Consider the following 21,444-nt stretch of genomic DNA (forward strand, 5'->3'; position numbering starts at 1 on the left):
GACACCACTTTTCCTGGGAATGTTCTAAGGCGCCTGTACCCTGCTGCGCATGACGATCAGCCAGCCGACCAGAAGCGCCAGAACCGCCGCATCCCGCCAGATGACCGGACCGTAACCGACCCATAACGTTTCGGCAAAGCCGACGGCGGCGGCTCCCAGCGCGCAGAGAAGCGGGCTTGCATAACCGCCCGCTGCCGAAATCAACACGACCTTCAGGCCGAACACCAGACCAGCGCCGAAATCCATGGTGCCGTAATAAAACGTCGCCAGCACACCGGCGATGGCGGCAACGAGACCCGCCGCGCAATAGGACAGCAGGAATATCCTGCCCGCATTCACCCCGCAAAGCGAGGCGGCGAAAGCGTCGTCCGACACAGCCTTCCAGCAGCGGCCAAAACCGGAACGTCGCAAATAATAGGAGCCTGCGAGAACGAGCAGGCAGAAGGCAGCCGTGTTCAGCATCTGCATGGGCGTCAGGGTAACCGCAAAGCTGCCGTCGGCCCAGAAACGCACCGGCTCGGACAAAAGCGGCGGCAGCCATAATTGCCGCGTGCCGGCGGCGAGCCTCGCGCTTTCGGTGAGCGCAATCAGCACGCCGATGGAGGCGACCGTCACCGCATTTGGGGAGGCTTTTGCCAGCGGCCGCATCACTGCCCTGCCGATGAAAGCCGCCGCCCATAACCCGCCGAACAGGCCCGCCCCTGCCCCAAGGGCAAGCGTTGCGGGCAAGACCAGCCACAGCCGGTTCCAGCCGAAATCGGCAAACAGCAGGCAGGTCTGGCCGGCGAAAGCGAAAATCGCCCCATAGGTGACATCGGCCCGTTTGGTGACCGAAAAGGCGATGGCATAGCCGAAAGCCAAAACCGCATAAAGCGAGGCTACCGGCACGGCATTCAGCAATTGTTGCAGGAAATAAGCCAATCCGTCCTCCCCGTCGCATTATAACTATTAAAATCCATTTTGACAGTTATAATGTGGCATGACATTTCGCTGGACAGAACATCGTTTTGCAGGCGGCGCATTGGCCCTCGATGTCGCCAATAGCGTCATCCTGCGCGCCGACGCGGCAAAATCAGTCGACCGTTTCGCCGCGCCCGAGCAGATCGCCACCTTTGCCGAGGCGTCGACCCGGCTGGGGGCAGAGCGCGACAGGTTTCCCGCCCTTTTTGCGCCCGAAGCGGAAAAGCGGCCGGTTTTTCTCGGTCTGCGTGAGGCTATCGACGACTATTTCCGTGCTTCGATCGCCAATGGCAGTAATGACGATGGCAGGCTTGCCGAGCTTCTCTTCGCCTGCGGCACGGCGCTGCGGTCGTTTCCCTTAAGGGAAAGCCTTGGCAATGCGACCGCCCATTCCGCCCTGTCGCTGCTTTCGGCAGAGACGCAGGAACGGCTGAAGATTTGCGGCAATTGCGGCTGGCTTTTCATTGACCGCAGCAAGAACAGAAGCCGGATCTGGTGCGACATGACGGTTTGCGGCAACCGGCAGAAAGCCAGCCGGCATTATCACCGGAAAAAGGAGGAGCGGACATGAAAACAATTGCCATTCCAATGCTGGCAATCGTGGCGGCGCTCGGTCTTTCCGCTTGCCAGCGCGACGAGCCGCGCGATGTCGCCAAGATTTCCGGCCGTATGTTCGTCTTCAACTACCGCGTGGCGATCGCCACCTATCTCGTGACCCTGCAGCGCATCGCGCCCATCCGCGACGGCAGCACGCTGGAGGCGACGTTCGAAAATCCTCGCGGCGGCCCTGACCTGACGACCAAGGACAAGATTTTCCCGAAAGACGAAAAGATCGCCGTCCAAAGCCCACCGGTCGAGTGCGTGAAGCAGGACCGCCCCTACAAGGTCACCATCCGCATAAAAGGGCCGGAGGGTGATATACTGCAAACGATAGAGACCACGATCCGCTCCGACACCGACCAGTCGCTTCTTCCCGCCAAGCCGCTGGTCGTCGGCCCGCTCTACACGCCCAATCCGGAAGTGTTCAAACCGGACGGCACGACGGATATGCGGCCTGCCGAGGGGTGTCCGGCGTCGTGAACACAAACAAAAACGGAGCCTTTCGGCTCCGTTTCATCGAGTCATTTCAGCGGCTTCACACAATCCCCTGACAGGGAGATTCAAGCCGTTGATATTTTGAATCAGCCGACGATTTCGGTTTCAGCGAACCAGTAGGCGATTTCCTGTGCGGCGGTTTCCGGAGCGTCGGAACCGTGAACGGAGTTTTCGCCGATGGAAAGCGCGAAGCTCTTACGGATGGTGCCTTCCGCAGCCTGGGCCGGGTTGGTTGCGCCCATGATTTCGCGGTTCTTGAGGATGGCGTTTTCGCCTTCCAGAACCTGAACGATGGTCGGGCCGGAGGTCATGCCTTCAACGAGTTCGCCGAAGAAGGGACGCTCTTTGTGAACGGCGTAGAAGCCTTCAGCTTCGCGCTTGCTCATCCAGACGCGCTTGGAGGCGACGATGCGCAGGCCGTTGTCTTCAAATACCTTGGTGATCGCGCCCGTCAGGTTACGCTTGGTTGCGTCCGGCTTGATCATCGAAAATGTGCGTTCAATCGCCATGTGTCCGTTTCCTTTTCCTATAGAAAGTGGGCGGTCTTTACCCGCCCAAAGGCCCGAAAACAAGGGGGATCAAACACATTGCGACGATGGCGACAGACATTTCACGCCGCTGTCACACTGCGGCCTCTCGCGTCGTGGAGATCGAGGCAACCCTCGAACCAGTCCCGGACAGGATCGTTTTCAGAAAACAGATCAGCCCCGGTGGTGATCCTCGCCCATTGCAGGGCGCCGAAAACGATATAGTCCGCGAACAGCGGCGACGTGCCGCCGATGAAGGGCTGGAAGCTCAGCATACGGCGGATCGGCGCCAAGAGCGCCGGGAAGGCCGCGATTTCCGCCTGCCGGTTGGCCACTACATCCTCCAGCGGGCGGCCAAGCGCCTTCGTCCTGCTGTCGCGGAAATAAAGGCGGTCCTGCTCATCAAGCATATTGTGGATATCGAGCACGGCAATGCGGGTAATGGCCGGGTGAAGCACCGTCTGCGACCAGCTTTCCACGAACCGCGCCATTGCCTTGCCGCCCTCTCCGCTAAACAGCGATGGGCGCTCCGGGTAAGCTTCATCCAGATAAAGCGCGATTTCGAAACTGTCGCTCACCAGCTGGTCGCCATCGCGCAGGATCGGCACCGTCCTCGAAAAACCGTCCTCCACCGTCGGAATGACCGTGAAGGGCAAGGGGCGCTCCTCGAAATCCAGCCCCTTATGCGCCAGCGAAAGCACGGTTTTCCAGCAATGGGGAGAAAACGGCCGGGAGCTATCGCTTCCGCACAGCGAATATAGAGTTCTGGAGGTCGTCATGGGCTGCACCCTCTTCTGTAGGATCGATGCAGCGATATAAAAACGCCCGTCGCCTGAAATCAAATCAGGATTTGTCATACTACCGATCAAAAGATCGCTTCCGGCGCAAGAACCTTCGTCACGAGGAAATTTGCACTTTGCAGCGCCAAAAAATTCCGCAGATTTAGTCTATTTTAAACCGTTGCTTGTAAGAATAATAGCATTCAACAACCGGTATTGCCGGTGCATCATAATAATCTATCGGTATTGGGGCTGTCAGTGACGACATCGGCGGGCGATAAAAAACGCGAACAGGCAAGAAACGGCCTCGTCTTTACCAAAATCGCACAATTCATCGACAAGATGAACATTGCGCCGCTGCCGCGCAACTACGAATTGATCTACGAAATATTGTCCGGGCACAATCCGGCCATGGGGCGTGATATTCTTGCCCTTGGCAACGCGCCGCAACAGCATGAAATCGATATTGTCGGCCAAAGACACAATCTGCCGGGCTTTTCAAAGATCGAGGCCGAGCAGATGGCAGCCACGGCTTTCGATACGCTGAAGCAGATTTCCGCGCGGCTGGAAGCCGGCCTGCAGCGTACCGAGACATTCATCGCCAGCCTTTCCGAAGAAGATCAGCCTGAGCCGCCATCAACGGAGCGGTTAATGCAATTGATGGGCGATATTCACGAGGAACAAACGAGCCTCCGGCATTTCGTCTCCATGGGGCTGATGAAAATCCGCGAGGTTGAGAAAGACCGGGCCGAGCTTCAGGCAAGTTCCTTGCGTGACGTCTTGACGGCGCTTCCCAACAGGGCGGCTTTCCTCGAAAAACTCGGCGACCTCTTTTCGGGCGATCAGGCGGCGTCCGCCACGTCGCTGGTGCTGCTCAACATCGACCATTTCCGCGAAATCAACGGCAAATACGGCCCCGCTGCCGGTAACAAGGCGCTGCGGCGGTTGGCGGCGCTCTTCCGCAAGACGATCAAGAAGGACGATTTCGTCGCCCGTATCGGCGGCAATGAATTCGCCTTTCTGTTTGCCGGCGTCTCGCAAAATACGGCTGAAGCAATTGCCGAGCGGTTGCGGCAAAATGTGGAGGCGCTGCGCTTCGTGACCAGCGAGGGCGAAGGCGAACATCTGACGGTTTCAATCGGCGTCGCGGCAGTGGACGGCACCGCCACACCCGCCGAATTTTTCGGCCATGCCGAACTCGCCTTGCTTTCGGCGCGCTGCGGCACGCGCAATTGCGTCATCGGTTACTACAGGGACGTGGCGCAGCACAGCCGCAACAGCTATCTGGCGCAGCTCGGCTGTTGAAACGGTAATCTGATCCTGTGTGGCTCCAGAGCTCTTGCCTTGGCCACGCAGTTCGGCCAAAACGGCGCCATGATTACGATTACCGATCTCTCCGCCCGCATCGCCGGGCGCCTGCTTCTCGACCACGCCAGCGTGACGCTTCCGGCTGGCGTGAAGGTGGGCCTCGTTGGCCGCAACGGCGCCGGCAAATCCACCCTGTTCCGGGTCATCACCGGCGATTTTTCGGCGGAAAGCGGTTCGGTGACGATCCCGAAACAGGCGCGCATCGGCCAGGTGGCGCAGGAAGCGCCGGGCACGGAAGATTCGCTGATCTCCATCGTGCTTGCCGCCGACAAGGAACGCAGCGCCCTTCTGGTCGAGGCGGAAACAGCAACCGACCCGCACCGGATTGCGGAAATTCAGGTGCGACTCGTCGATATCGACGCGCATTCGGCGGAAGCGCGCGCGTCGAGCATTCTTGCCGGTCTCGGCTTCGATCACGAAGCGCAGCTTCGCCCCGCCTCCTCCTTCTCCGGCGGCTGGCGCATGCGCGTGGCGCTGGCGTCCGTGCTGTTTGCCGAACCCGACCTGCTGCTTCTCGACGAACCGACCAACTATCTCGATCTTGAAGGCACGCTCTGGCTGGAAGATTATATCCGCCGTTATCCGCATACCGTCATCATCATCAGCCATGACCGCGATCTTCTGAACAATGCCGTCAATTCCATCGTGCATTTAGACCAGAAGAAACTGACCTTCTATCGCGGCGGTTACGACCAATTCGAGCGCCAGAAAGCGGAAGCCGACGAATTGCAGATGAAGGCGAAGGTCAAAAGCGACGCCGCGCGCAAACACCTGCAAAGCTTCATCGACCGCTTTCGCGCCAAGGCCACCAAGGCACGCCAGGCGCAGAGCCGCATCAAGGCGCTGGAGCGCATGGGCACCGTTGCCGCCGTGATCGAGGATCACGTCCAGCCGATCACATTCCCCGAGCCGGAAAAGCAACCCGCTTCGCCCATCGTCGCCATCAATGGCGGTGCCGTGGGTTACGAGCCGGGCAAATCCATCCTGAAGCAGCTCAATCTGCGGATCGACAATGACGACCGCATCGCGCTGCTTGGCTCCAACGGCAACGGCAAATCGACCTTTGCGAAATTCATCTCCGGCCGGCTTGCCCCGCAGGCCGGCGATCTTCGCATCGCCCCCGGTCTGAAGATCGGTTTCTTCGCGCAGCACCAGCTGGACGACCTCGTGCCGGACCAAACGCCGGTCGAACATGTGCGCAAGCTGATGCCGCTGGCGTCTGAAGCACAGGTGCGGGCGCGGGTGGCGCAGATGGGCCTTGCGACGGAAAAGATGGCGACGGCGGCGAAAGACCTGTCAGGCGGCGAAAAAGCCCGGTTGCTGATGGGGCTTGCAGCCTTCCATGCGCCGAACCTGCTCATCCTCGACGAACCGACCAACCATCTCGACATCGACAGCCGCCGCGCGCCGATCGAGGCGCTGAACGACTATAACGGCGCCGTCATCCTCATCAGCCACGACCGTCACCTCATCGAGGCAACGGTGGATCGCCTGTGGCTGGTGGCCGATGGCACGGTGAAGACCTTCGAAGGCGACATGGAGGAATATCGCGACCTCGTCGTTTCCTCAGGCAAAAAGAAGGAAGAGAAAACCGAGACCACCGCCGACCAGACGTCGAAAGCCGACCAGCGCAAGGCCAATGCCGAAAAGCGCGCGCAGCTCGCACCGCTGAAGAAAAAGATCAACGAAATCGGATCTTTGACGGCGAAGCTTGAGAAAATGATTCAGGCGCTCGACAAGGAGCTGGCGGACCCCGCTCTATACGAAAAAGCACCCGCCAAGGCCGCGCTGAAAGTGAAAGAGCGTGGCGAAGCCGCCAGCAAGCTCTCCGACGCGGAGGAGCAATGGCTGCTGCTTTCCGGCGAATATGAGGATGCGATGGCGCAGTGATGCGCGAACCGACGGCTTCTTGCGAAGCCGTCGGACCGTATTTGACGGTGGTTACTTCGCGCCGATGGCGTTGAGACCTTCGCGGGCGCATTCGGCATCGATTGCACCCGACGGTGCGCCGCCGACACCGATACCACCGACCAGAGCGTCACCGATCTTGATCGGCAGACCGCCAGCCTGAACGACCAGACGCTCATCCATGGTCCGCAGGCCTTCATTGGCTGGCTTGGAGGCGATGAATTCCGCGATCTCGCCGGTATCGCGGCCGAGCGATGCGGCGGCAAAGGCCTTGCCCGTTGCGCTGGGGACCGTATGCGGGCCGGAACCATCAGCCTTCAGCACCACCTTGGTGGCGCCATCACGGGCAACGATGGCAACGGTGACGGCATTGCCTTTTGTCGAGCAAGCCTGAAGTGCAGCCTTGGCTGCCTTTTCCGCCATTTCGAGCGGCAGGTACGGGGCGGTCGGCAAGGTCTGAGCAAAAGCTGCCGAAGGCGCGATCAGAACGGAAGCGATAAAAAGGTTACGGATCATGGATAGGTCCTCTTGCTTGGTGAGGACTACACCTTAGGCGGGCGGCAGCGGCCTGCGAATCCGTAAGGCTTGCCAAGCTATCGGTAGTTCTACCGATCCTCGCCGGCTTCCAGCCACAGCCTTGTCATTTCCGCCTGCGAGGTGGTGCCGAGCTTGAGGCCGATAGCGGCGCGGTGGCTGTCCACCGTGCGTGGCGACAGGCCAAGTCCATCGGCGATCTGGCGGGTGGTGAAACCGAGCGCGATTCTCTCCAGTATCTCTCGCTCACGCGCGGTCAGCAGCGACAGCAACGCCAATGTCTCCGCCTGCAATGCCTTGGCATCAAGCGAGCGCGACAGGGTCTGGTGCGCCTTCTGGATCGCGTCGATGAGATCCTGTTCATCGATCGGCTTGGACAGAAAATCCACCGCGCCGTTTTGAAAGGCACGGCGGCAGGCCTCGATATTTCCGTGGCCGGAAATGATGATGACCGGCCAATCGAAGCCCTGCTCCAGCAGCTTTTCCTGCAACTTTAATCCGGTGATGGCCGGCATGCGGATGTCGAGGATGAGGCAACCGGGTTCGAGACCGGACAGCTGGCCGAGAAAAACGACCGGATCGGCAAAACCCCTTGCCTCAATGCCAACGGTGGACAACAGCAGGATCAGCGCCTTGCGCACGGCATCGTCGTCATCGACAAGATAGACGGGCAGCGTCATAGCCTTTGTCCCTCTACCGTGACCGGCAGGACGACACGGAAAACAGCGCCTTTGTCTCCATCGACGTAAAGGATTTCGCCGCCGGCGCGCTCCACCAACCGCTGGCTGAGGGCAAGCCCCAGCCCCATGCCGTTCATTTTCGTGGTTGCGAAAGGCGTGAACAATCGTCCGCGCAATTCCGGCGCGACGCCTGGACCGTTGTCGGAAACTTCGAGCACGGCAAGATTGTCTGTCCGGCTGAGTGTGGCGGTAATTGCACCTCTGACTTCCAAAGCTGCGACCAAATCAAGGGCGTTGCGCAGCAGGTTGAACATCACCTGTTCGATTTCCACCGGATCGACCCGCACCAGCAGCGGTGCGTCCGGCAAGGCGATATCGATGACGACATGCTGACGCGCCGCCTCATTGGCGAGAAGCGCGTCCACATTGCGCAGGGCAATGCGCAGGTCATGCGCCGCCGCAGGCTGGCGGTGCGGCAGCGACCAGTTGCGAAAGCGATCGAGCATGTTGGAGGCGCACCGTGCCTGTTCGATCATGTCATCGAGAGCGCCGGAAAGTGTTGCGACGTCCTGCCGGGCAAGAAGCCGCCGTCCGGCTTGTGCCTGCGCCAATATCGCCGTCAGCGGCTGGGTCAGCTCATGGGCCAGACCACTCGCCATCTCTCCCAGCGCATTGACCCGCGAGGCATGGGTTAGCCTTGCCTCCATGCCGCTCAGTTCGGCCCGTCTTTCAGCGGCGCGCATACGCGTCCTCTGTCTTGCCATCACGATGCCGAGCGCAAAAATGACGCTGGCACCGGCCATGCCGAGCAACAGGGCGCGTCCCGGCAAAGATCCCGCCAGGTGATCGACAGGGCGACTTCCAGCAGCAACGGCTGGGTGGCGCTGCTCAGCTGCCGGGCATATTGCGGTTTTACCGGCAGTTCCGGCGGACCGAACAGCACTGTACCATCCGGCATTTTCAGGCGGATCACCGCCTGTTTCTCCGACCAGAAAGGAGCGTCGGACGCCAGCAGCTGCGCGCTATCGACGGCGAGAACCAGCGCCTTCGATGCCGTCTCGCTGTTGGGGCTGCGCTTGACGATCATGTAATGTCCGGGCCGGAGCGCGCTTGCCAGCAGTGCGGGGCGGCCGGTGAATACCGAAGCCGCCTTGCGGATCGCCACGACCAGTTCATTTTCCAGCGGCCGAGTGCCGATGGCGGGGCCGCCCTCATTGAGGGAAACCAGCTGGACTTCATCAATGCGCGGGTAAAATTGCAAAATGGGTGCGGCGATGGCGAGCAGCAGGCCGTAATCCGCCCCCTGCTCCGCCTGCGCTACCGCCGAAAGCGCGGTCACATGGGCGTCGTGCTGATCCGCCCGGCGCGAAGCCTCGGCCTGCAAGGCGTCGCTCTGTCGCGCCAGTTCGCCCAGCAGGCTGACATATTGATATCCAGCCAACGCCGAAATGACCGCCAGCATGAGCAGCGCCCAGACCAGCACCGCCCGAAGTAATGGCCAAGCTGCCAGCAAACGCGGATCGCCCGACAGCCGCCGGCGACCGGATACGGCGTGAGCAACGGCCTGCAACGATTGGTTACCACTCCCCGCCCGTACGGCGCCCGCGTCCGGCAAAGGCTGACCGGGCGTTCCGGATGAGTTGTTCCATGCGTCGTTGTTTTCAGGCATCCATTCGTACTAAGCGCATTCCTTGCGAGGCTGCAACCGCTCGAGCGGCACGGCGGGCGAATAAAGATAACCCTGACCGAAGCGGATGCCCATCTGCATGAGCAACCTGCTCTGCTCCTCCGTTTCTATGCCTTCCGTCACCAGCTTGGCCCCGTAACGTTCCGCACTTTCGAAAGCGAGTGCGATAGCGTCCTTGAACCGCGATTGTTCAAGCCGGGACGTCATCCAGTGATCGATCTTGACCTCCTCGAAAGGGAACCGCGCCAGCAGGGTGAGCGCCGCATAACCGGTGCCGAAATCATCCAGCGCCAGCCGCACGCCCGCTTCGCTCAGCCTGTCGAAATTCTGCTGAACGATGTCGATGACCGGTATCCTGCTCATCTCCGTCACTTCGATCGACAGGCGATGCGCCGGGACCGCCATCTCGTTCAAAAAAGCCACAACCCGCTCTCCGAACCGCGCGGTTGCAAAAGACGACGCGGAAATGTTCACCGCCAGATGAAAATCCGGATCGAGGCCGCGCAGGTCGCTGAGATCGCGCACGACGGCTTCGATCGTCGACCACTCGAACTCCACCAGCAGCCGATGACGTTCGGCGATCTCCAGCACATAATAGGGCGAAAGCGGCTGTCCGCGTGCATCGACCGCCCGCAAAAGAGCCTCCGCACCAATCATGTGGCGATTGCGCATTTCGAATTTCGGCTGATAAAAAATCGGCGGCTTGCCGGATCTGATCCAGTTGACCAGCATCTTGCGCACCCCCTCGTCCCGCGTCGCTTTTTCGGCAAAGGAGAAGGGGAAAATCTGCACCGGATTTTCGCTTGCCAGCAGCGCCAGACTAAGCTGCCGGAGGAAGGAGGCCACGTTCTGCCGGGAAAGCTTATCCAGATTAGCCGCACCGATTTTCAGATGCGGCACCGGTTCGGCCTCAGCAGACCTTGAAAATGCACTCAGCCCGTCATGGAGGCGCATCATCAATCGCGCGCTTTCCGACCTTTCCAGCGCAATCCCCTCGATGACGACCGCAAGCGTGGTATCGCCGAACATGAAGCTGCGCGGCGCATTGGACTTCGACAGCAGGCCGTTATCGCCGTCGCAGATTTCCTGCGCCAGCCGCGGCCAGAAAAGATCGCCCCAGTCTTCGCCCTGGCAGGCGGCGACGTCGGCAATATTGACGATTTCGATGAGAAGGAGAGCATGCGGAACGGCACGCTCCTGCCGCATTACAGCTTCGATATGGTCTTTGAGGGCACGCCTGTTGGGCAGGCCCGTCAACGAATCCGTCCGCGCCGCAGCCTCGCGTTTCCTGACCTCTTCGCGCCCCCGCGCCTCGCTGCGCAGCAAAATGAACAGGCAGACGATCATCGGAAGGCCGACTATCGAGCCGAAGATACGCCGTCCGACATTACTCAGAAAAACGTCCTGGCTTATCATGCTGAGACTGTAGGTCAGACCAACAGCGAACAACGCCGCAAAAATCCTGATCGCGAATACGCCAAGGACTTCCCGGATGCCGAGGTCGGCGAGACTGCGCCTGCGCATCCAGCCATACATCGCGATCCCGAAAGCCGAGATGATGCTCATGTCCAGAAAAGCGGCCCCAAAGAGCGCAGGACCACCGAACAAAAAACGCCCTGCGGAGACAAGTGCAAGGCTGATCAACCCGCCCTGCCAGGAACCCAATACCCCGGCCAGGAACAGCAGGTCCGAGCGGATATAGGGTTTGGAGGGCAGCTTGATGAACTCGGAAACCAGCAGCGTCAGCAAAAAGCCGGCCATTCCGAATACGATGCCGTAGTAGATTTTATAACGCGCATCATCGAGGGCTATGTTTCGCCGCAGAAGGATAAGCATGGACACCATGCCAACAACGGCGGCCGCCTGAAGCAGCAGGAACGGCAGCTCGGCGGCCGACGCTGCCGCTTGGGCGGCGATCAATTCCATCATCTGCATAACCCCCGGGTCATTATTTATTCTGGCGCCGTCGTTCCGGCGTTTGACCTTCACAAATCCCGCGTATGCGCAGGAAAATCAGCACATATCGCCAACCGCTGCTGACGGCCTGTTCCCCATCGCGGCCCCGGCCCCGGTGAAATCCGCCGGACAGGCCCCGACAACGAGCGGCTGACAGGATGCGAGGTCGGGCAAAACCACCCCCTCACCGCCGGTATCGCATAATGCCGAGCAGGAAAATAAAGCAACAAAGCGAAGCGCTAACAAACAACCGGACGACTAAATCCAGCCAGATGATCTCCCGCACCAATTTCACGTCGACAAACAGGGGCAGAGTGTAGAGAACGATACCAAAATTAATCCGTATGTATTGAATTGACAATTGCCTTCGTTGAATTGCCAACGAATTCTAGATGCCAGAACAGTTTCACTGCAAATTATCATACTTTTACTATTGAATCTTCGATTAATTTCGATATGAAATTATACTTCAATTTTTTGATATATATCTTTAGATTCATAGTTTAAAACCAGCAATTTATAAAAATCAACACTTTTAATTTTGGGAAGATATTTTCATGATTCAAATATTATGCGATGTAAAATACGCATACCAACCTTTTTTGTCATAACGTTACGCATGGAAAAAAGACCGGAGCTGCAAGGACGATCGCCTTGCTCCTTCGAGCGTTTCTGCTAAAAAACTGGTAAAGTCACACTTTATCCCACGCATCACTTAAACGGGTTCCACTCCATGTCAGCCACCAAGCTTGCCATCGTCGGCGTCGGCAAAATCGTTCGCGACCAGCACCTTCCCGCCATCGCAGGCAATCCGGACTTTGAATTGATCTGCACGGCCAGCCGCCACGGCACGGTTGATGGCGTCGCTTCTTACGGCACCATCGAGACCATGTTGGAGGCGGTCCAGCACATCGAAGCTGTGTCACTGTGCATGCCGCCGCAGTACCGTTACGAGGCTGCCTATGCGGCGCTGAATGCCGGCAAGCACGTTTTCCTCGAAAAGCCGCCGGGCGCGACGCTTTCGGAAGTTCAGGATCTCGTTCGCCTCGCGGATCTGAAAGGTCTTTCGCTGTTTGCAAGCTGGCACTCGCGTTATGCGCCTGCCGTCGAGGCGGCGAAGGCGTTTCTCGCCTCGACGAAGATCGACAGCGTGCACGTCATCTGGAAAGAGGATGTGCGCCACTGGCACCCGAACCAGGCATGGATCTGGCAGGCAGGCGGTCTCGGTGTGTTCGATCCCGGTATCAACGCGCTATCCATCATCACCCATATCCTGCCCCGCGCGCTGTTCCTGACCAAGGCGACGCTCGAGTTCCCGGAAAACCGCGATGCGCCGATCGCCGCCGAACTGCATTTTTCCGACGTGACGAAAATGCCCGTGCACGCCGAATTCGACTGGCGCCAGACCGGCAAGCAGAGCTGGGATATCGTTGCCGAAACGGCAGCCGGACAGATGGTGCTTTCGGAAGGCGGCGCGAAGCTCTCCATCAATGGCGAGCAGACACTGTCGGCGCCGGAGCGGGAATATCCGGCACTTTACGAGCGTTTTGCGGAAATCATCAAGGCCGGCCGCTCGGACGTTGATCTCGCGCCACTGACCCATGTCGCCGACGCCTTCCTGCTCGGCCGCCACAAATTCGTGGATTCCTTCTACGACTGAGACGCCGAGACGTTTCGCGGTGGAAACAAAAGGGCGCGGCTGATGAAACAGCCGCGCCCTTATTTGTGTGGGCCTTAGCCCACAATCACTATCGACCCCTTGCCTGAGATCAGGCCTTCTTCTGCCAGCGGCCTTCCGGCGATTGCTGCCAATAGGTCAGCGCGTGACCTTCGGTCTTCAGCCTTTTCCAGTGATTCCGCGCCATTTCGAGCTGGTAGGCATCGTATCCGTCGAACATGAACACGATGCGCTCGTAGCCCTCCACCGCCGGCGGCTCGGCACCGTCGACCAGAAAGCGGACACTGGCCTCGTTGCCGTTTGCATCAGACGCGGTCAAGAGAATCGGTTGGTTTTGTGGCACGGAAGAACTGTCCGTGGCGTGCGGCAGAAAACTGTCATCACGAAAGGTCCACAGATGCGTGTCGAGGAAATCGCGCCGCTCCTCGTCCACCGTCTGGATCGCGACCTTCCAGCCGCGTTCCAGCGATTTTTCGAGCAAAGGAGGCAACGCATCCTCCAGCTTCGATTCCGTCAGATGGTAGAACAGGATTTCAGTCATCTGCGGACTTGCAGCTCCGGTCGCATCAATCTTCGTAATGGGCGCGAACGAGCTCGTTCAGCAGCCGTACACCATAGCCCGATCCCCAGGACTGATTGATCTCGGTCATCGGCGACCCCATGGCGGTGCCGGCAATATCGAGATGCGCCCAGGGTGTTTCGCCAACGAAACGCTTGAGGAACTGCGCCGCAGTGACGGAGCCGGCCAGACGGCCGGAGCTGTTCTTCATGTCGGCGAACTTGGAATCAATGATCTTGTCGTAATCCTTGCCGAGCGGCATGCGCCACAGCTTTTCAGCCGTCACGTCACCCGCCTGCGAAAGACGCGTGGCCAGTTCATCGTCATTGCAGAAAAGACCGGCCTGAAGATTGCCGAGCGCAACCGTGATCGCTCCCGTCAAGGTGGCGAGGTTGATCATGAATTTCGGGCTGAAACGTTCCTTGGTGTACCAGAGCGCATCTGCCAGAACGAGACGGCCTTCGGCATCGGTATTGATGATTTCGATGGTCTGGCCGGACATGGACGTGACGATGTCGCCGGGACGCTGGGCGTTACCGTCAGGCATGTTTTCCACCAGACCGATGACACCGATGACATTCGCCTTTGCCTTGCGGGCCGCAAGCGTATGCATGAGACCGGTCACGGCCGCAGCGCCGCCCATGTCACCCTTCATGTCTTCCATGTTGAGGCCGGGCTTCAGCGAAATGCCGCCGGTATCAAATACGACGCCCTTGCCGACAAAGGCAATCGGCTCATCCTTCTTGGAGCCGCCATTCCACTGCATCACCGCAAGCCGGGGCGGACGCGCCGAGCCCTGCGCCACGCCGAGAAGCGCGTTCATGCCGAGCTTCTTCAGCTCCTTCTCGCCGAGAATTTCGACCTCGACACCGAGCTTGCGCAGCTCTTCCGCCTTCTCGGCGAACTCGACAGGGCCGAGAACGTTCGGCGGCAGGTTGACGAGATCGCGCGCCAGGATAACGCCACCCGCCACGGCTTCGGAGACGGTAAAGGCCTTTTCCGCTTCCTGATGGGCCGCCGTGACGATGACGACTTCTACTTTCTTCGGCGACTTTTCGTCGTCGGATTTCTTCTTGGTCTTGTAGGCATCGAAGCTATAGGCGCGCAGCAGAAGGCCAAGCGCGAAATCCGCAGCCGCCTGTGCGCCGACCTCGACACAGGGAGCGTCGAGATAAACAACGACCTTGTCCGCTTTTTTGAAGTTGGCAGCGGCAGTGCCACCGGCGCGCAGCCAGTCATGGGCTGTAAGTTTCGCCGGCTTGCCGAGGCCGATGACGAGCAGCCTGTCGGCGCTCGAACCCTGCGGCGCGATCACGTCGAGCGTCGTCATGGACTTTGCGGAAAAGCCGGAAATCTTTGCCGCCCGTTCAAGCACGCCGCCCGGATCGGCCTCCGATGCGCCGGCAGCGGCCTGCGCCTCACCCGAGGCTTGCAGCACAACGGCAAGGGCATTTTCAAGCGAGGCGGAATTGGCGAAAGAAATATCGAATTTGGCGGACATGTTTTCCTGCTCTTCGTGGATAACTTGCATGGTGCGCCCGATCATGGCCTTTTCGGCCCCCGGCGCAACCCTGCATTTTTAAAGGCTGCACTCTTTAAAGGCCGACATTCGCTAAAGGAAAGGCATTTTTGTGGAATGGCCGATCACGTCATGAAACCGACAGCTTGTTCCACAAAAAGACACAGGCGGTGGAAAAATCATCGTGCAAAACATATTTGTGAGCATGCCGGAATAGCCAATTGCAAACGATGCGATTAGATAGGCGGAAATCCGGCGGGCGATCGCGCAGAAAAACAATGTCGACAAGGGCAGTATGAAGCTTCTCGAGAACTATATCCTGCGACGGACAACGCAGATGTTTCTGGTCGCGCTGCTGCCGGTGCTGGCCATCATCTGGACCATCCAGGTTCTCCAGAGAATCAACCTCGTCACCGATACCGGCCAGTCGATGGGCTCCTTCATGGCGCTTGCGACGATGATTCTGCCAACGCTGATCCCCGTCGTCTTGCCCTTCGCCCTCGTCATCGGCATTACCCAGACGTTCACGGCGATGAACAACGATTCCGAGCTTGCCATCATCGATGCGGCCGGAGCGCCGCGTTCGATCATGTTTCGCCCGGTTATTATTCTGGCCGCCGTTCTAAGCGCGCTTTCCTTCACCATCACCAACTTCATCGAGCCGCCTGCCCGAAACTCGGCCCGGCAGATGGTGGCGGCGGCCTATGCCGACCTCCTGTCCTCGGTCATCGAGGAAAAGACCTTCCGCGCCATTCAGGACGGCCTCTACGTGCAGATCGCGCAACGTCAGGGTCGCATCCTCAAGGGCCTGTTCGTCGCCGACCGCCGCGATCCGAATTTCGATCTCATCTATTACGCCAAGGAAGGCATGATCGATGAAAGCGGCACGTCGCTGACCATGCGCGACGGCGAAGTCCAGCAGAAGACGCCGGATGGTAAGGTCTCCATCGTCAAGTTCCTGTCCTATGCTTTCGACCTTTCGACCATGTCGGAAAAGCAGGCTTCCGAACCGTCGCTTTCCCCGGGCGATGCGAGCCTCGGTTTCCTCCTCTCGCCCGACGAAAACAATGCAAGCTACAAGCGCTCACCGGAAAGCTTCCGCAGCGAGTTGCACAAGCGCCTTTCGGACTGGATGTTCGCCTTCGCCTTCGCGCTGATCTCACTGGTTATCGCCGCCGATGCGCGCTCCCATCGTGAAGCACGCATGCATCCGATGGTCGCAGCACTTGTGACGGCCTTCATGCTGCGCTGGCTCGGTTTTTACGTCACCAATCAGGTCAAGCAGAGCGTAGCGTTCATTCCGCTGGTCTATGCCGTGCCGGGTCTCAGCGGCGCCGCAGCCGCCTTCGTTCTCATCACGGGCCACAAGCCGAGAATGCCGAAGGTCATCGTGGATGCGGTGGGCCGTCTACGCCGTCTTTTCTCCAGCCGGCTGGCGCGAAGCTCCGGGAGCGGCAACGCATGATTTTCAACACCCTCGCCCGGTATTTCCTCAAACGATATCTGATCACGGCCATCTGGTTCCTGCTCGGCGTGTCGTCGATCATCTATCTCGCCGATTTCAGCGAAACGGCACGGCGCATGTCTGGCGTGCCGGGCTATTCGGTGCCGGGCGCACTGGGCCTCACCGCGCTTCGCCTGCCGCTGATCCTGCAGCAGACCGTTCCCTTCATCGCCCTCTTCGTCGGCATGACGACGCTGATCTCGCTCAACCGGCGCTACGAGCTGGTCGTCACGCGTGCGGCAGGCGTCTCCGCCTGGCAATTCATCCTTCCCTTCGTCTTCGGATCGGTCATTCTCGGTTTCCTGTCCGTCGTGGTCCTCAATCCAATCGCCGCATGGGGCCAAAACCGGTCGCTGTCGATGGAGGCGGGCTGGCGCAACGAAGGTAGCGGCGGCCGCCAGCAAGACATCATTCCGTGGATGCGCCAGTCAAGCGGCGGCCAGGATACGATCATCGGTGCCAAGAGCTTCGAAGACAACGGAACGATGCTTCTCGACGTTGTTCTGATCCACCTCGACAAGGGCGGCAACATCGTCTCGCGGCAGGATGCTAAGTCGGCAAAGTTGGAAGATGGTTACTGGCTTCTTAATGGTGTGACGGAAACCCGCGCCGGCTATGTGCCAGTTCGGCAAGAGAGCACACGGATCAGTACCAATCTGAGACGGGAATTCGTTCAGGAACGTATGACGCAGACGGAAACCGTTGCTTTCTTTGATCTTTCTCACAAGATCGAAGTTGCAAAGTCTTTTGGACTGTCTTCAAAAGCGCTTGAGACGCAGTATCATTTCCTGCTATCGACGCCCCTGCTTCTGGTTGCGATGACCTTGATTGCCGCGACCGTTTCATTAAAGTTCAGCCGCTTCGCCCAGTCGCGTTCCGTGATTCTGGGTGGAATCGTTTCCGGCTTCGTGCTTTATGTAGTAACCGTGCTCGTAAGGGCATTCGGGAGTGGTGGTGTTGTCCCTCCCACCGTCGCGGTCTGGGTTCCAGTCGTCGTGGCGTTGGCTTTGGGGGCAACCATTCTGCTTCATCAGGAGGACGGCTAGTGGCGGTATATGACCGCGGGAATATCAGGCGGCTTTGGACGGCCCTTCTGACAGGTGCCGCTGTGTGCGCGTATTTGGCATCCAGCCCGGTCGCTTTCGGCCAGGATGGCTTGCTCGCGCCCGGAAGCCAAGACGATCTGAAACTCCTGCTTACGGCAAATGAACTGACCTATAATCGCGATGCCCAGCGTGTCATCGCGAAGGGCGTGGTTCGCATGCATTATTCGGGCTATCGCATGGTGGCCCAGCAAGTGGAATACAATCAGCAGACCGGCCGCGTGATCGCGCATGGCAATATCGAGCTGATCGAGCCAGGCGGCAACAAGATCTATGCCGACGAGATGGACGTCACTGACGATTTCGGTCAGGGCTTCGTCAATGCGCTGCGCGTCGAGACCCCGGACAATACCCGTATCGCGGGTGAAAGCGCCGAACGGCTCGAAGGCGACCGGATGGTCCTCAATAACGGCGTCTACACCGCCTGTTTGCCCTGCGCCGAGCGCCCCGAAAAGGCACCACTTTGGCAGGTCAAGGCCGAGCGTGTCATTCAGGACGGAAAGACCCATACGATCCGGCTGGAAAAAGCTCGCTTGCAGCTTTTCGGTCATTCGATCGCCTATGTGCCGTTCCTGACGGTTCCTGACAATACGGTGAAGCGGAAGTCGGGTTTCCTGTTCCCGCAGATGAGCATTACCGACAATCTCGGTTTCGGCATCGGCGTGCCCTATTTCCAGGTCCTTTCCGACACTTCGGATGTGACCGTTACCCCGACCTATTACACGACGCAGGGTCTGCTTCTGCAGGCGGAACTGCGCCAGCGTTTCGAAACCGGCATGCATACCGTGACCATCGCTGGCATCAGCCAGCTGAAGTCCGATACATTTACGGCTGGAACCAGTGACGCCCTTAACGACAATCGCGGCATGATTGCAAGCAAAGGCAACTTCACCATCAATCCGCGCTGGGCATTCGGCTGGGATGCCATGGTGCAGACCGACAATAACTTTTCGCGCACCTACGGGCTGAAGGGTTACAAGAACGACGTCCAGACCAATCAGATCTATTTGACTGGCACAGGCGAGCGGAACAGCTTCGATGCCCGCGGTTATTATTTCAACGTTCAGGATACGGACAACAACGAGTCCAACGAACGTAAGCAGGCCATCGTTCATCCGGTTGTCGACTACCGTTATTTCGTACCGGATCCGATCTATGGCGGCGAACTTTCGCTGACCACCAACCTGACCAGCATCACCCGCCAGAAACAGGATGCCTACGCGCTTGGAGGCTATTCGCGGTTCAACGGGCTTGAGGGCAACTATACGCGTTTTACCACCGAAGCTGAATGGAAACGTACCGTCACGACGGATGGCGGCCTGCAAATCACCCCGATCCTTGCCGCGCGCGGTGACGCGCTGTGGACGGATATGTCTGCTGCAAGCTTTACATCAGGTGGCACGTCCTATGCCTATCAGGGCATGATGCAGGACGATGCGGCGTTGCGCGGCATGGTCACCGGCGGTCTGGAACTGCGTTACCCCTGGCTCTTCACGGCGCTTAACAGCAACCACGTGATTGAGCCGATTGCGCAGATTTTCGTACGTCCGAACGAACAATATGCTGGCCGCTTCCCCAACGAGGATGCGCAGGCTTTCGTGTTCGATGCGACCAACCTGTTCGAGCGTGACAAGTTCTCCGGTTTCGACCGGATCGAAGGCGGCACGCGTGCAAATATCGGTTTCCGCTACAACGGCACGTTCGACAATGGCTACGGCATTCGCGCCATTGCCGGCCAGTCTTTCCATCTGGCGGGCGACAATTCCTTCGCCTCCTATGATCTCGTCAATGCCGGCGCCAATTCCGGTCTCGAATCCGATCGGTCGGACTACGTCGCCATGGCTGCCTTCGATGCGCCGATCGGCCTTTCGCTGTCGTCGAGCCTGCGCTTCGACAAGGACAATCTCGAGATCAACCGTTCGGAGACGGGCGTCAGCTATTCGGACCGCCGCGTCACCGGCAAGCTCAGCTATACGCAGGTCAAGGCGCAACCGCAGTACGGCTACAATGAAGATCGCGATATCGTTCAGGCCTCCGGCACGTTGCGCATGGACGACAACTGGTCGCTGTTCGGCTCGATCAACTACGATCTGAACGGAAAATTTGCTGCCGAGCGCCGTATCGGAATTCTCTATCAGGATGAATGCACGATCTTCACGGTCAGCTATTCCGATGAGGGCAATATCAATTCCAGCAGGCAGGCCGCCAATGACTGGTCGATCAATGCCCGGCTGGCGTTCCGTACGCTCGGCGATATCAGCGTCGGTTCCGCAAACCAGGACTGGTCCGATATGGATATCGGCTGGAAACCGAACAATTACTGAGTTTAAAGGCAGGCCGCATAGCATTGTGGCCTGCCTTTTTGCTGCCCAGTCAGTAAAAGTCACGGTTTTGCCGCAACAACGCGCCAGTGTCGGTCCGGTATAGGACCATCGGGGTTTCTTTCAACAAACCGACGCATTGCCGTTTTGCGGATCGCGATGATATATACGTGGCAAATTCGCGGTGCGGACGCACAGGTGCAGGTCTGAAAAGCCGGGGTTAAGGAATATTTCCCCATTGGCAGACAGAACAGATTGGCGGGACGGGGAACAGAACCCCGCCCGACGAAAGGGAGAAGGATATGATGAATTTCGGAAAGACGGCTTTGCGTGGCGCTGCATTCGCCTTTGCGATATTTGCCGCTCCCATGGCCGTTTTACCCTATACCGGCCAGGCCTTCGCCGACAGCACGGTCAAGATCGTCGTCAACAAGACCCCCATCACCAATGACGATATTGCAAAGCGTGTCGCCTTTCTGAAATTGCAGCGCCAGTCCGGCAATCTCGCCGAAAAGGCACGCGAGCAGCTAGTTGATGAAGCGCTGAAACGCGAGGAAATCGGCCGCGTGAAGATGTCCGTCAGTACCGAAGAGGTTGATGCGGCTTTTGCGCGCTTTGCTGCCAACAACAAGATGAAACCGGACCAACTGACGCAGATCCTTGCCAAGGCCGGCGTCGGTGCGGACCATTTCAAATCCTTCATCGCCGTGCAGATGAGCTGGCCGCGCCTGGTCAACGCCCGTTATGGCGCGCGTGGCAAGATGTCCAATCAGGACCTCGTCACCCGCCTGAAGGAACGTGGCGACAAGCCGGTCACGACGGAATATTTCCTGCAACAGGTGATCTTCGTCATCCCTGAATCAAAACGCAACGCCATCACCGGCAAGCGCAAGGCCGAGGCTGAAGCCTCGCGCAAGCGTTATCCCGGCTGCGATCAGGCCATGACCTTTGCTGCGACCATGCGTGACGTGGCGATCAAGGATCTCGGACGGATTCTGGCGCCCGAGCTGCCGGAAGACTGGAAGGCGTTGGTGGAAAAGACCAAGGAAGGCGGCACCACCGGTACGCGTGTAACCGACAAGGGCGTCGAATATCTGGCGATCTGCAAGCAACGTCAGGTTTCAGACGACTATGCCGCGGAAATGGTGTTCAAATCCGAAGACCTGATGAAAGCCAAGAGCGGCGAAAACCCGAACGAGAAGAAATATATGGATGAGTTGCGCAAGAAGGCGCAGATCGTCAACACCTGATACGAGAGCCGGCCTT

General features: G+C 58.9%; 17 protein-coding genes and 1 pseudogene. 9 read left to right on the forward strand and 9 right to left on the reverse strand.

Going from position 1 to position 21,444, the window contains the following annotated elements; all coding sequences use genetic code 11:
- Positions 1-24: 24 nt before the first annotated feature.
- Positions 25-921 (reverse strand): branched-chain amino acid ABC transporter permease, encoded by an 897-nt coding sequence (locus tag RBH10_RS17270; protein ID WP_281036377.1) that lies wholly within the window; start codon positions 919-921, stop codon positions 25-27.
- Between the two features lie 58 nt (positions 922-979).
- Here RBH10_RS17270 and RBH10_RS17275 point away from each other — a divergent pair, with 58 nt between their 5' ends.
- Complete coding sequence (locus tag RBH10_RS17275; RefSeq protein ID WP_281036376.1) at positions 980-1,531, forward strand: CGNR zinc finger domain-containing protein; 552 nt, start codon at positions 980-982, stop codon at positions 1,529-1,531.
- Entirely contained in the window at positions 1,528-2,040 is a 513-nt protein-coding gene (locus tag RBH10_RS17280) for a hypothetical protein (protein ID WP_281036375.1), read from the forward strand. Before RBH10_RS17275 ends, RBH10_RS17280 begins: the two co-directional genes overlap by 4 nt.
- Positions 2,041-2,141: 101 nt before the next feature.
- Here the strand turns inward: RBH10_RS17280 and ndk are convergent, their stop codons facing one another.
- Together ndk and RBH10_RS17290 are read right to left on the reverse strand one after the other, a co-directional pair.
- Positions 2,142-2,564: a nucleoside-diphosphate kinase gene (ndk, locus tag RBH10_RS17285; protein WP_003502118.1), complete on the reverse strand. Its 423-nt coding sequence runs from the start codon at positions 2,562-2,564 to the stop codon at positions 2,142-2,144.
- 101 nt (positions 2,565-2,665) lie between these two features.
- Positions 2,666-3,361: a glutathione S-transferase family protein gene (locus RBH10_RS17290; RefSeq protein ID WP_281036374.1), complete on the reverse strand. Its 696-nt coding sequence runs from the start codon at positions 3,359-3,361 to the stop codon at positions 2,666-2,668.
- Between the two features lie 258 nt (positions 3,362-3,619).
- On the opposite strand from RBH10_RS17290, the gene RBH10_RS17295 reads away from it, so the two are divergent.
- Together RBH10_RS17295 and RBH10_RS17300 are read left to right on the forward strand one after the other, a co-directional pair.
- A complete protein-coding gene (locus RBH10_RS17295; RefSeq protein WP_281036373.1) occupies positions 3,620-4,666 on the forward strand; it encodes a diguanylate cyclase domain-containing protein in 1,047 nt (348 codons plus the stop codon).
- A gap of 69 nt (positions 4,667-4,735) precedes the next feature.
- Positions 4,736-6,619, forward strand: a complete 1,884-nt coding sequence (locus RBH10_RS17300; RefSeq protein WP_306180950.1) for an ABC-F family ATP-binding cassette domain-containing protein — start codon at positions 4,736-4,738, stop codon at positions 6,617-6,619.
- 51 nt (positions 6,620-6,670) lie between these two features.
- Here RBH10_RS17300 and RBH10_RS17305 read toward each other — a convergent pair whose 3' ends face one another.
- The 4 genes and pseudogenes from RBH10_RS17305 to RBH10_RS17320 all read right to left on the reverse strand — a co-directional run bounded on the left by RBH10_RS17305 (position 6,671) and on the right by RBH10_RS17320 (position 11,467).
- On the reverse strand, positions 6,671-7,153 hold the full coding sequence (locus RBH10_RS17305; protein WP_045015842.1) for a heme-binding protein: 483 nt from the start codon (positions 7,151-7,153) through the stop codon (positions 6,671-6,673).
- Between the two features lie 89 nt (positions 7,154-7,242).
- Positions 7,243-7,851, reverse strand: coding sequence for a response regulator transcription factor (locus RBH10_RS17310; protein ID WP_281036372.1), 609 nt, complete (start codon positions 7,849-7,851; stop codon positions 7,243-7,245).
- Positions 7,848-9,520 (reverse strand): annotated as a pseudogene (locus RBH10_RS17315) (sensor histidine kinase). The gene RBH10_RS17310 and the pseudogene RBH10_RS17315 overlap by 4 nt, the downstream one beginning before the upstream one ends.
- 9 nt (positions 9,521-9,529) lie before the next feature.
- The gene (locus RBH10_RS17320; RefSeq protein ID WP_281036369.1) at positions 9,530-11,467 is read right to left on the reverse strand and encodes a GGDEF domain-containing phosphodiesterase; all 1,938 of its coding nucleotides are present in this window, start codon (positions 11,465-11,467) and stop codon (positions 9,530-9,532) included.
- A 760-nt stretch (positions 11,468-12,227) separates the two neighbouring features.
- Here RBH10_RS17320 and RBH10_RS17325 point away from each other — a divergent pair.
- The gene (locus tag RBH10_RS17325) at positions 12,228-13,154 is read left to right on the forward strand and encodes a Gfo/Idh/MocA family protein (RefSeq protein ID WP_306180725.1); all 927 of its coding nucleotides are present in this window, start codon (positions 12,228-12,230) and stop codon (positions 13,152-13,154) included.
- 109 nt (positions 13,155-13,263) lie between these two features.
- Here RBH10_RS17325 and RBH10_RS17330 read toward each other — a convergent pair whose 3' ends face one another.
- Both RBH10_RS17330 and RBH10_RS17335 read right to left on the reverse strand, forming a co-directional pair.
- Positions 13,264-13,713 carry a DNA polymerase III subunit chi gene (locus RBH10_RS17330; protein ID WP_281036368.1) on the reverse strand — a complete coding sequence of 150 codons (450 nt, stop codon included), beginning with the start codon at positions 13,711-13,713 and terminating at the stop codon, positions 13,264-13,266.
- A 25-nt stretch (positions 13,714-13,738) separates the two neighbouring features.
- The gene (locus RBH10_RS17335; protein WP_281036367.1) at positions 13,739-15,232 is read right to left on the reverse strand and encodes a leucyl aminopeptidase; all 1,494 of its coding nucleotides are present in this window, start codon (positions 15,230-15,232) and stop codon (positions 13,739-13,741) included.
- A 313-nt stretch (positions 15,233-15,545) separates the two neighbouring features.
- On the opposite strand from RBH10_RS17335, the gene RBH10_RS17340 reads away from it, so the two are divergent.
- From RBH10_RS17340 to RBH10_RS17355, 4 genes are all read left to right on the forward strand, one after another.
- Positions 15,546-16,715: an LptF/LptG family permease gene (locus RBH10_RS17340; protein WP_281036366.1), complete on the forward strand. Its 1,170-nt coding sequence runs from the start codon at positions 15,546-15,548 to the stop codon at positions 16,713-16,715.
- Positions 16,712-17,800, forward strand: a complete 1,089-nt coding sequence (lptG, locus tag RBH10_RS17345; protein WP_281036365.1) for an LPS export ABC transporter permease LptG — start codon at positions 16,712-16,714, stop codon at positions 17,798-17,800. The genes RBH10_RS17340 and lptG overlap by 4 nt, the downstream gene beginning before the upstream one ends.
- Positions 17,800-20,181, forward strand: a complete 2,382-nt coding sequence (locus tag RBH10_RS17350) for an LPS-assembly protein LptD (RefSeq protein WP_306180727.1) — start codon at positions 17,800-17,802, stop codon at positions 20,179-20,181. Before lptG ends, RBH10_RS17350 begins: the two co-directional genes overlap by 1 nt.
- A 299-nt stretch (positions 20,182-20,480) precedes the next feature.
- Positions 20,481-21,428, forward strand: coding sequence for a peptidylprolyl isomerase (locus RBH10_RS17355; RefSeq protein WP_281036363.1), 948 nt, complete (start codon positions 20,481-20,483; stop codon positions 21,426-21,428).
- Positions 21,429-21,444 lie beyond the last annotated feature (16 nt).

It is taken from the genome of Rhizobium sp. AN73 (assembly GCF_030757975.1).
GTDB classification, from domain to species: domain Bacteria; phylum Pseudomonadota; class Alphaproteobacteria; order Rhizobiales; family Rhizobiaceae; genus Agrobacterium; species Agrobacterium arsenijevicii.

Excerpts from the sequence above, each read along its gene's own strand:
- RBH10_RS17275 (WP_281036376.1), top strand. The coding sequence starts at position 980 with ATGACATTTCGCTGGACAGAACATCGTTTTGCAGGCGGCGCATTGGCC.
- RBH10_RS17280 (WP_281036375.1), top strand. The coding sequence starts at position 1,528 with ATGAAAACAATTGCCATTCCAATGCTGGCAATCGTGGCGGCGCTCGGT.
- ndk (WP_003502118.1), bottom strand. The coding sequence starts at position 2,564 with ATGGCGATTGAACGCACATTTTCGATGATCAAGCCGGACGCAACCAAG.
- RBH10_RS17290 (WP_281036374.1), bottom strand. The coding sequence starts at position 3,361 with ATGACGACCTCCAGAACTCTATATTCGCTGTGCGGAAGCGATAGCTCC.
- RBH10_RS17300 (WP_306180950.1), top strand. The coding sequence starts at position 4,736 with ATGATTACGATTACCGATCTCTCCGCCCGCATCGCCGGGCGCCTGCTT.
- RBH10_RS17305 (WP_045015842.1), bottom strand. The coding sequence starts at position 7,153 with ATGATCCGTAACCTTTTTATCGCTTCCGTTCTGATCGCGCCTTCGGCA.
- RBH10_RS17310 (WP_281036372.1), bottom strand. The coding sequence starts at position 7,851 with ATGACGCTGCCCGTCTATCTTGTCGATGACGACGATGCCGTGCGCAAG.
- RBH10_RS17320 (WP_281036369.1), bottom strand. The coding sequence starts at position 11,467 with ATGATGGAATTGATCGCCGCCCAAGCGGCAGCGTCGGCCGCCGAGCTG.
- RBH10_RS17325 (WP_306180725.1), top strand. The coding sequence starts at position 12,228 with ATGTCAGCCACCAAGCTTGCCATCGTCGGCGTCGGCAAAATCGTTCGC.
- RBH10_RS17330 (WP_281036368.1), bottom strand. The coding sequence starts at position 13,713 with ATGACTGAAATCCTGTTCTACCATCTGACGGAATCGAAGCTGGAGGAT.
- RBH10_RS17335 (WP_281036367.1), bottom strand. The coding sequence starts at position 15,232 with ATGTCCGCCAAATTCGATATTTCTTTCGCCAATTCCGCCTCGCTTGAA.
- RBH10_RS17340 (WP_281036366.1), top strand. The coding sequence starts at position 15,546 with ATGAAGCTTCTCGAGAACTATATCCTGCGACGGACAACGCAGATGTTT.
- lptG (WP_281036365.1), top strand. The coding sequence starts at position 16,712 with ATGATTTTCAACACCCTCGCCCGGTATTTCCTCAAACGATATCTGATC.
- RBH10_RS17355 (WP_281036363.1), top strand. The coding sequence starts at position 20,481 with ATGATGAATTTCGGAAAGACGGCTTTGCGTGGCGCTGCATTCGCCTTT.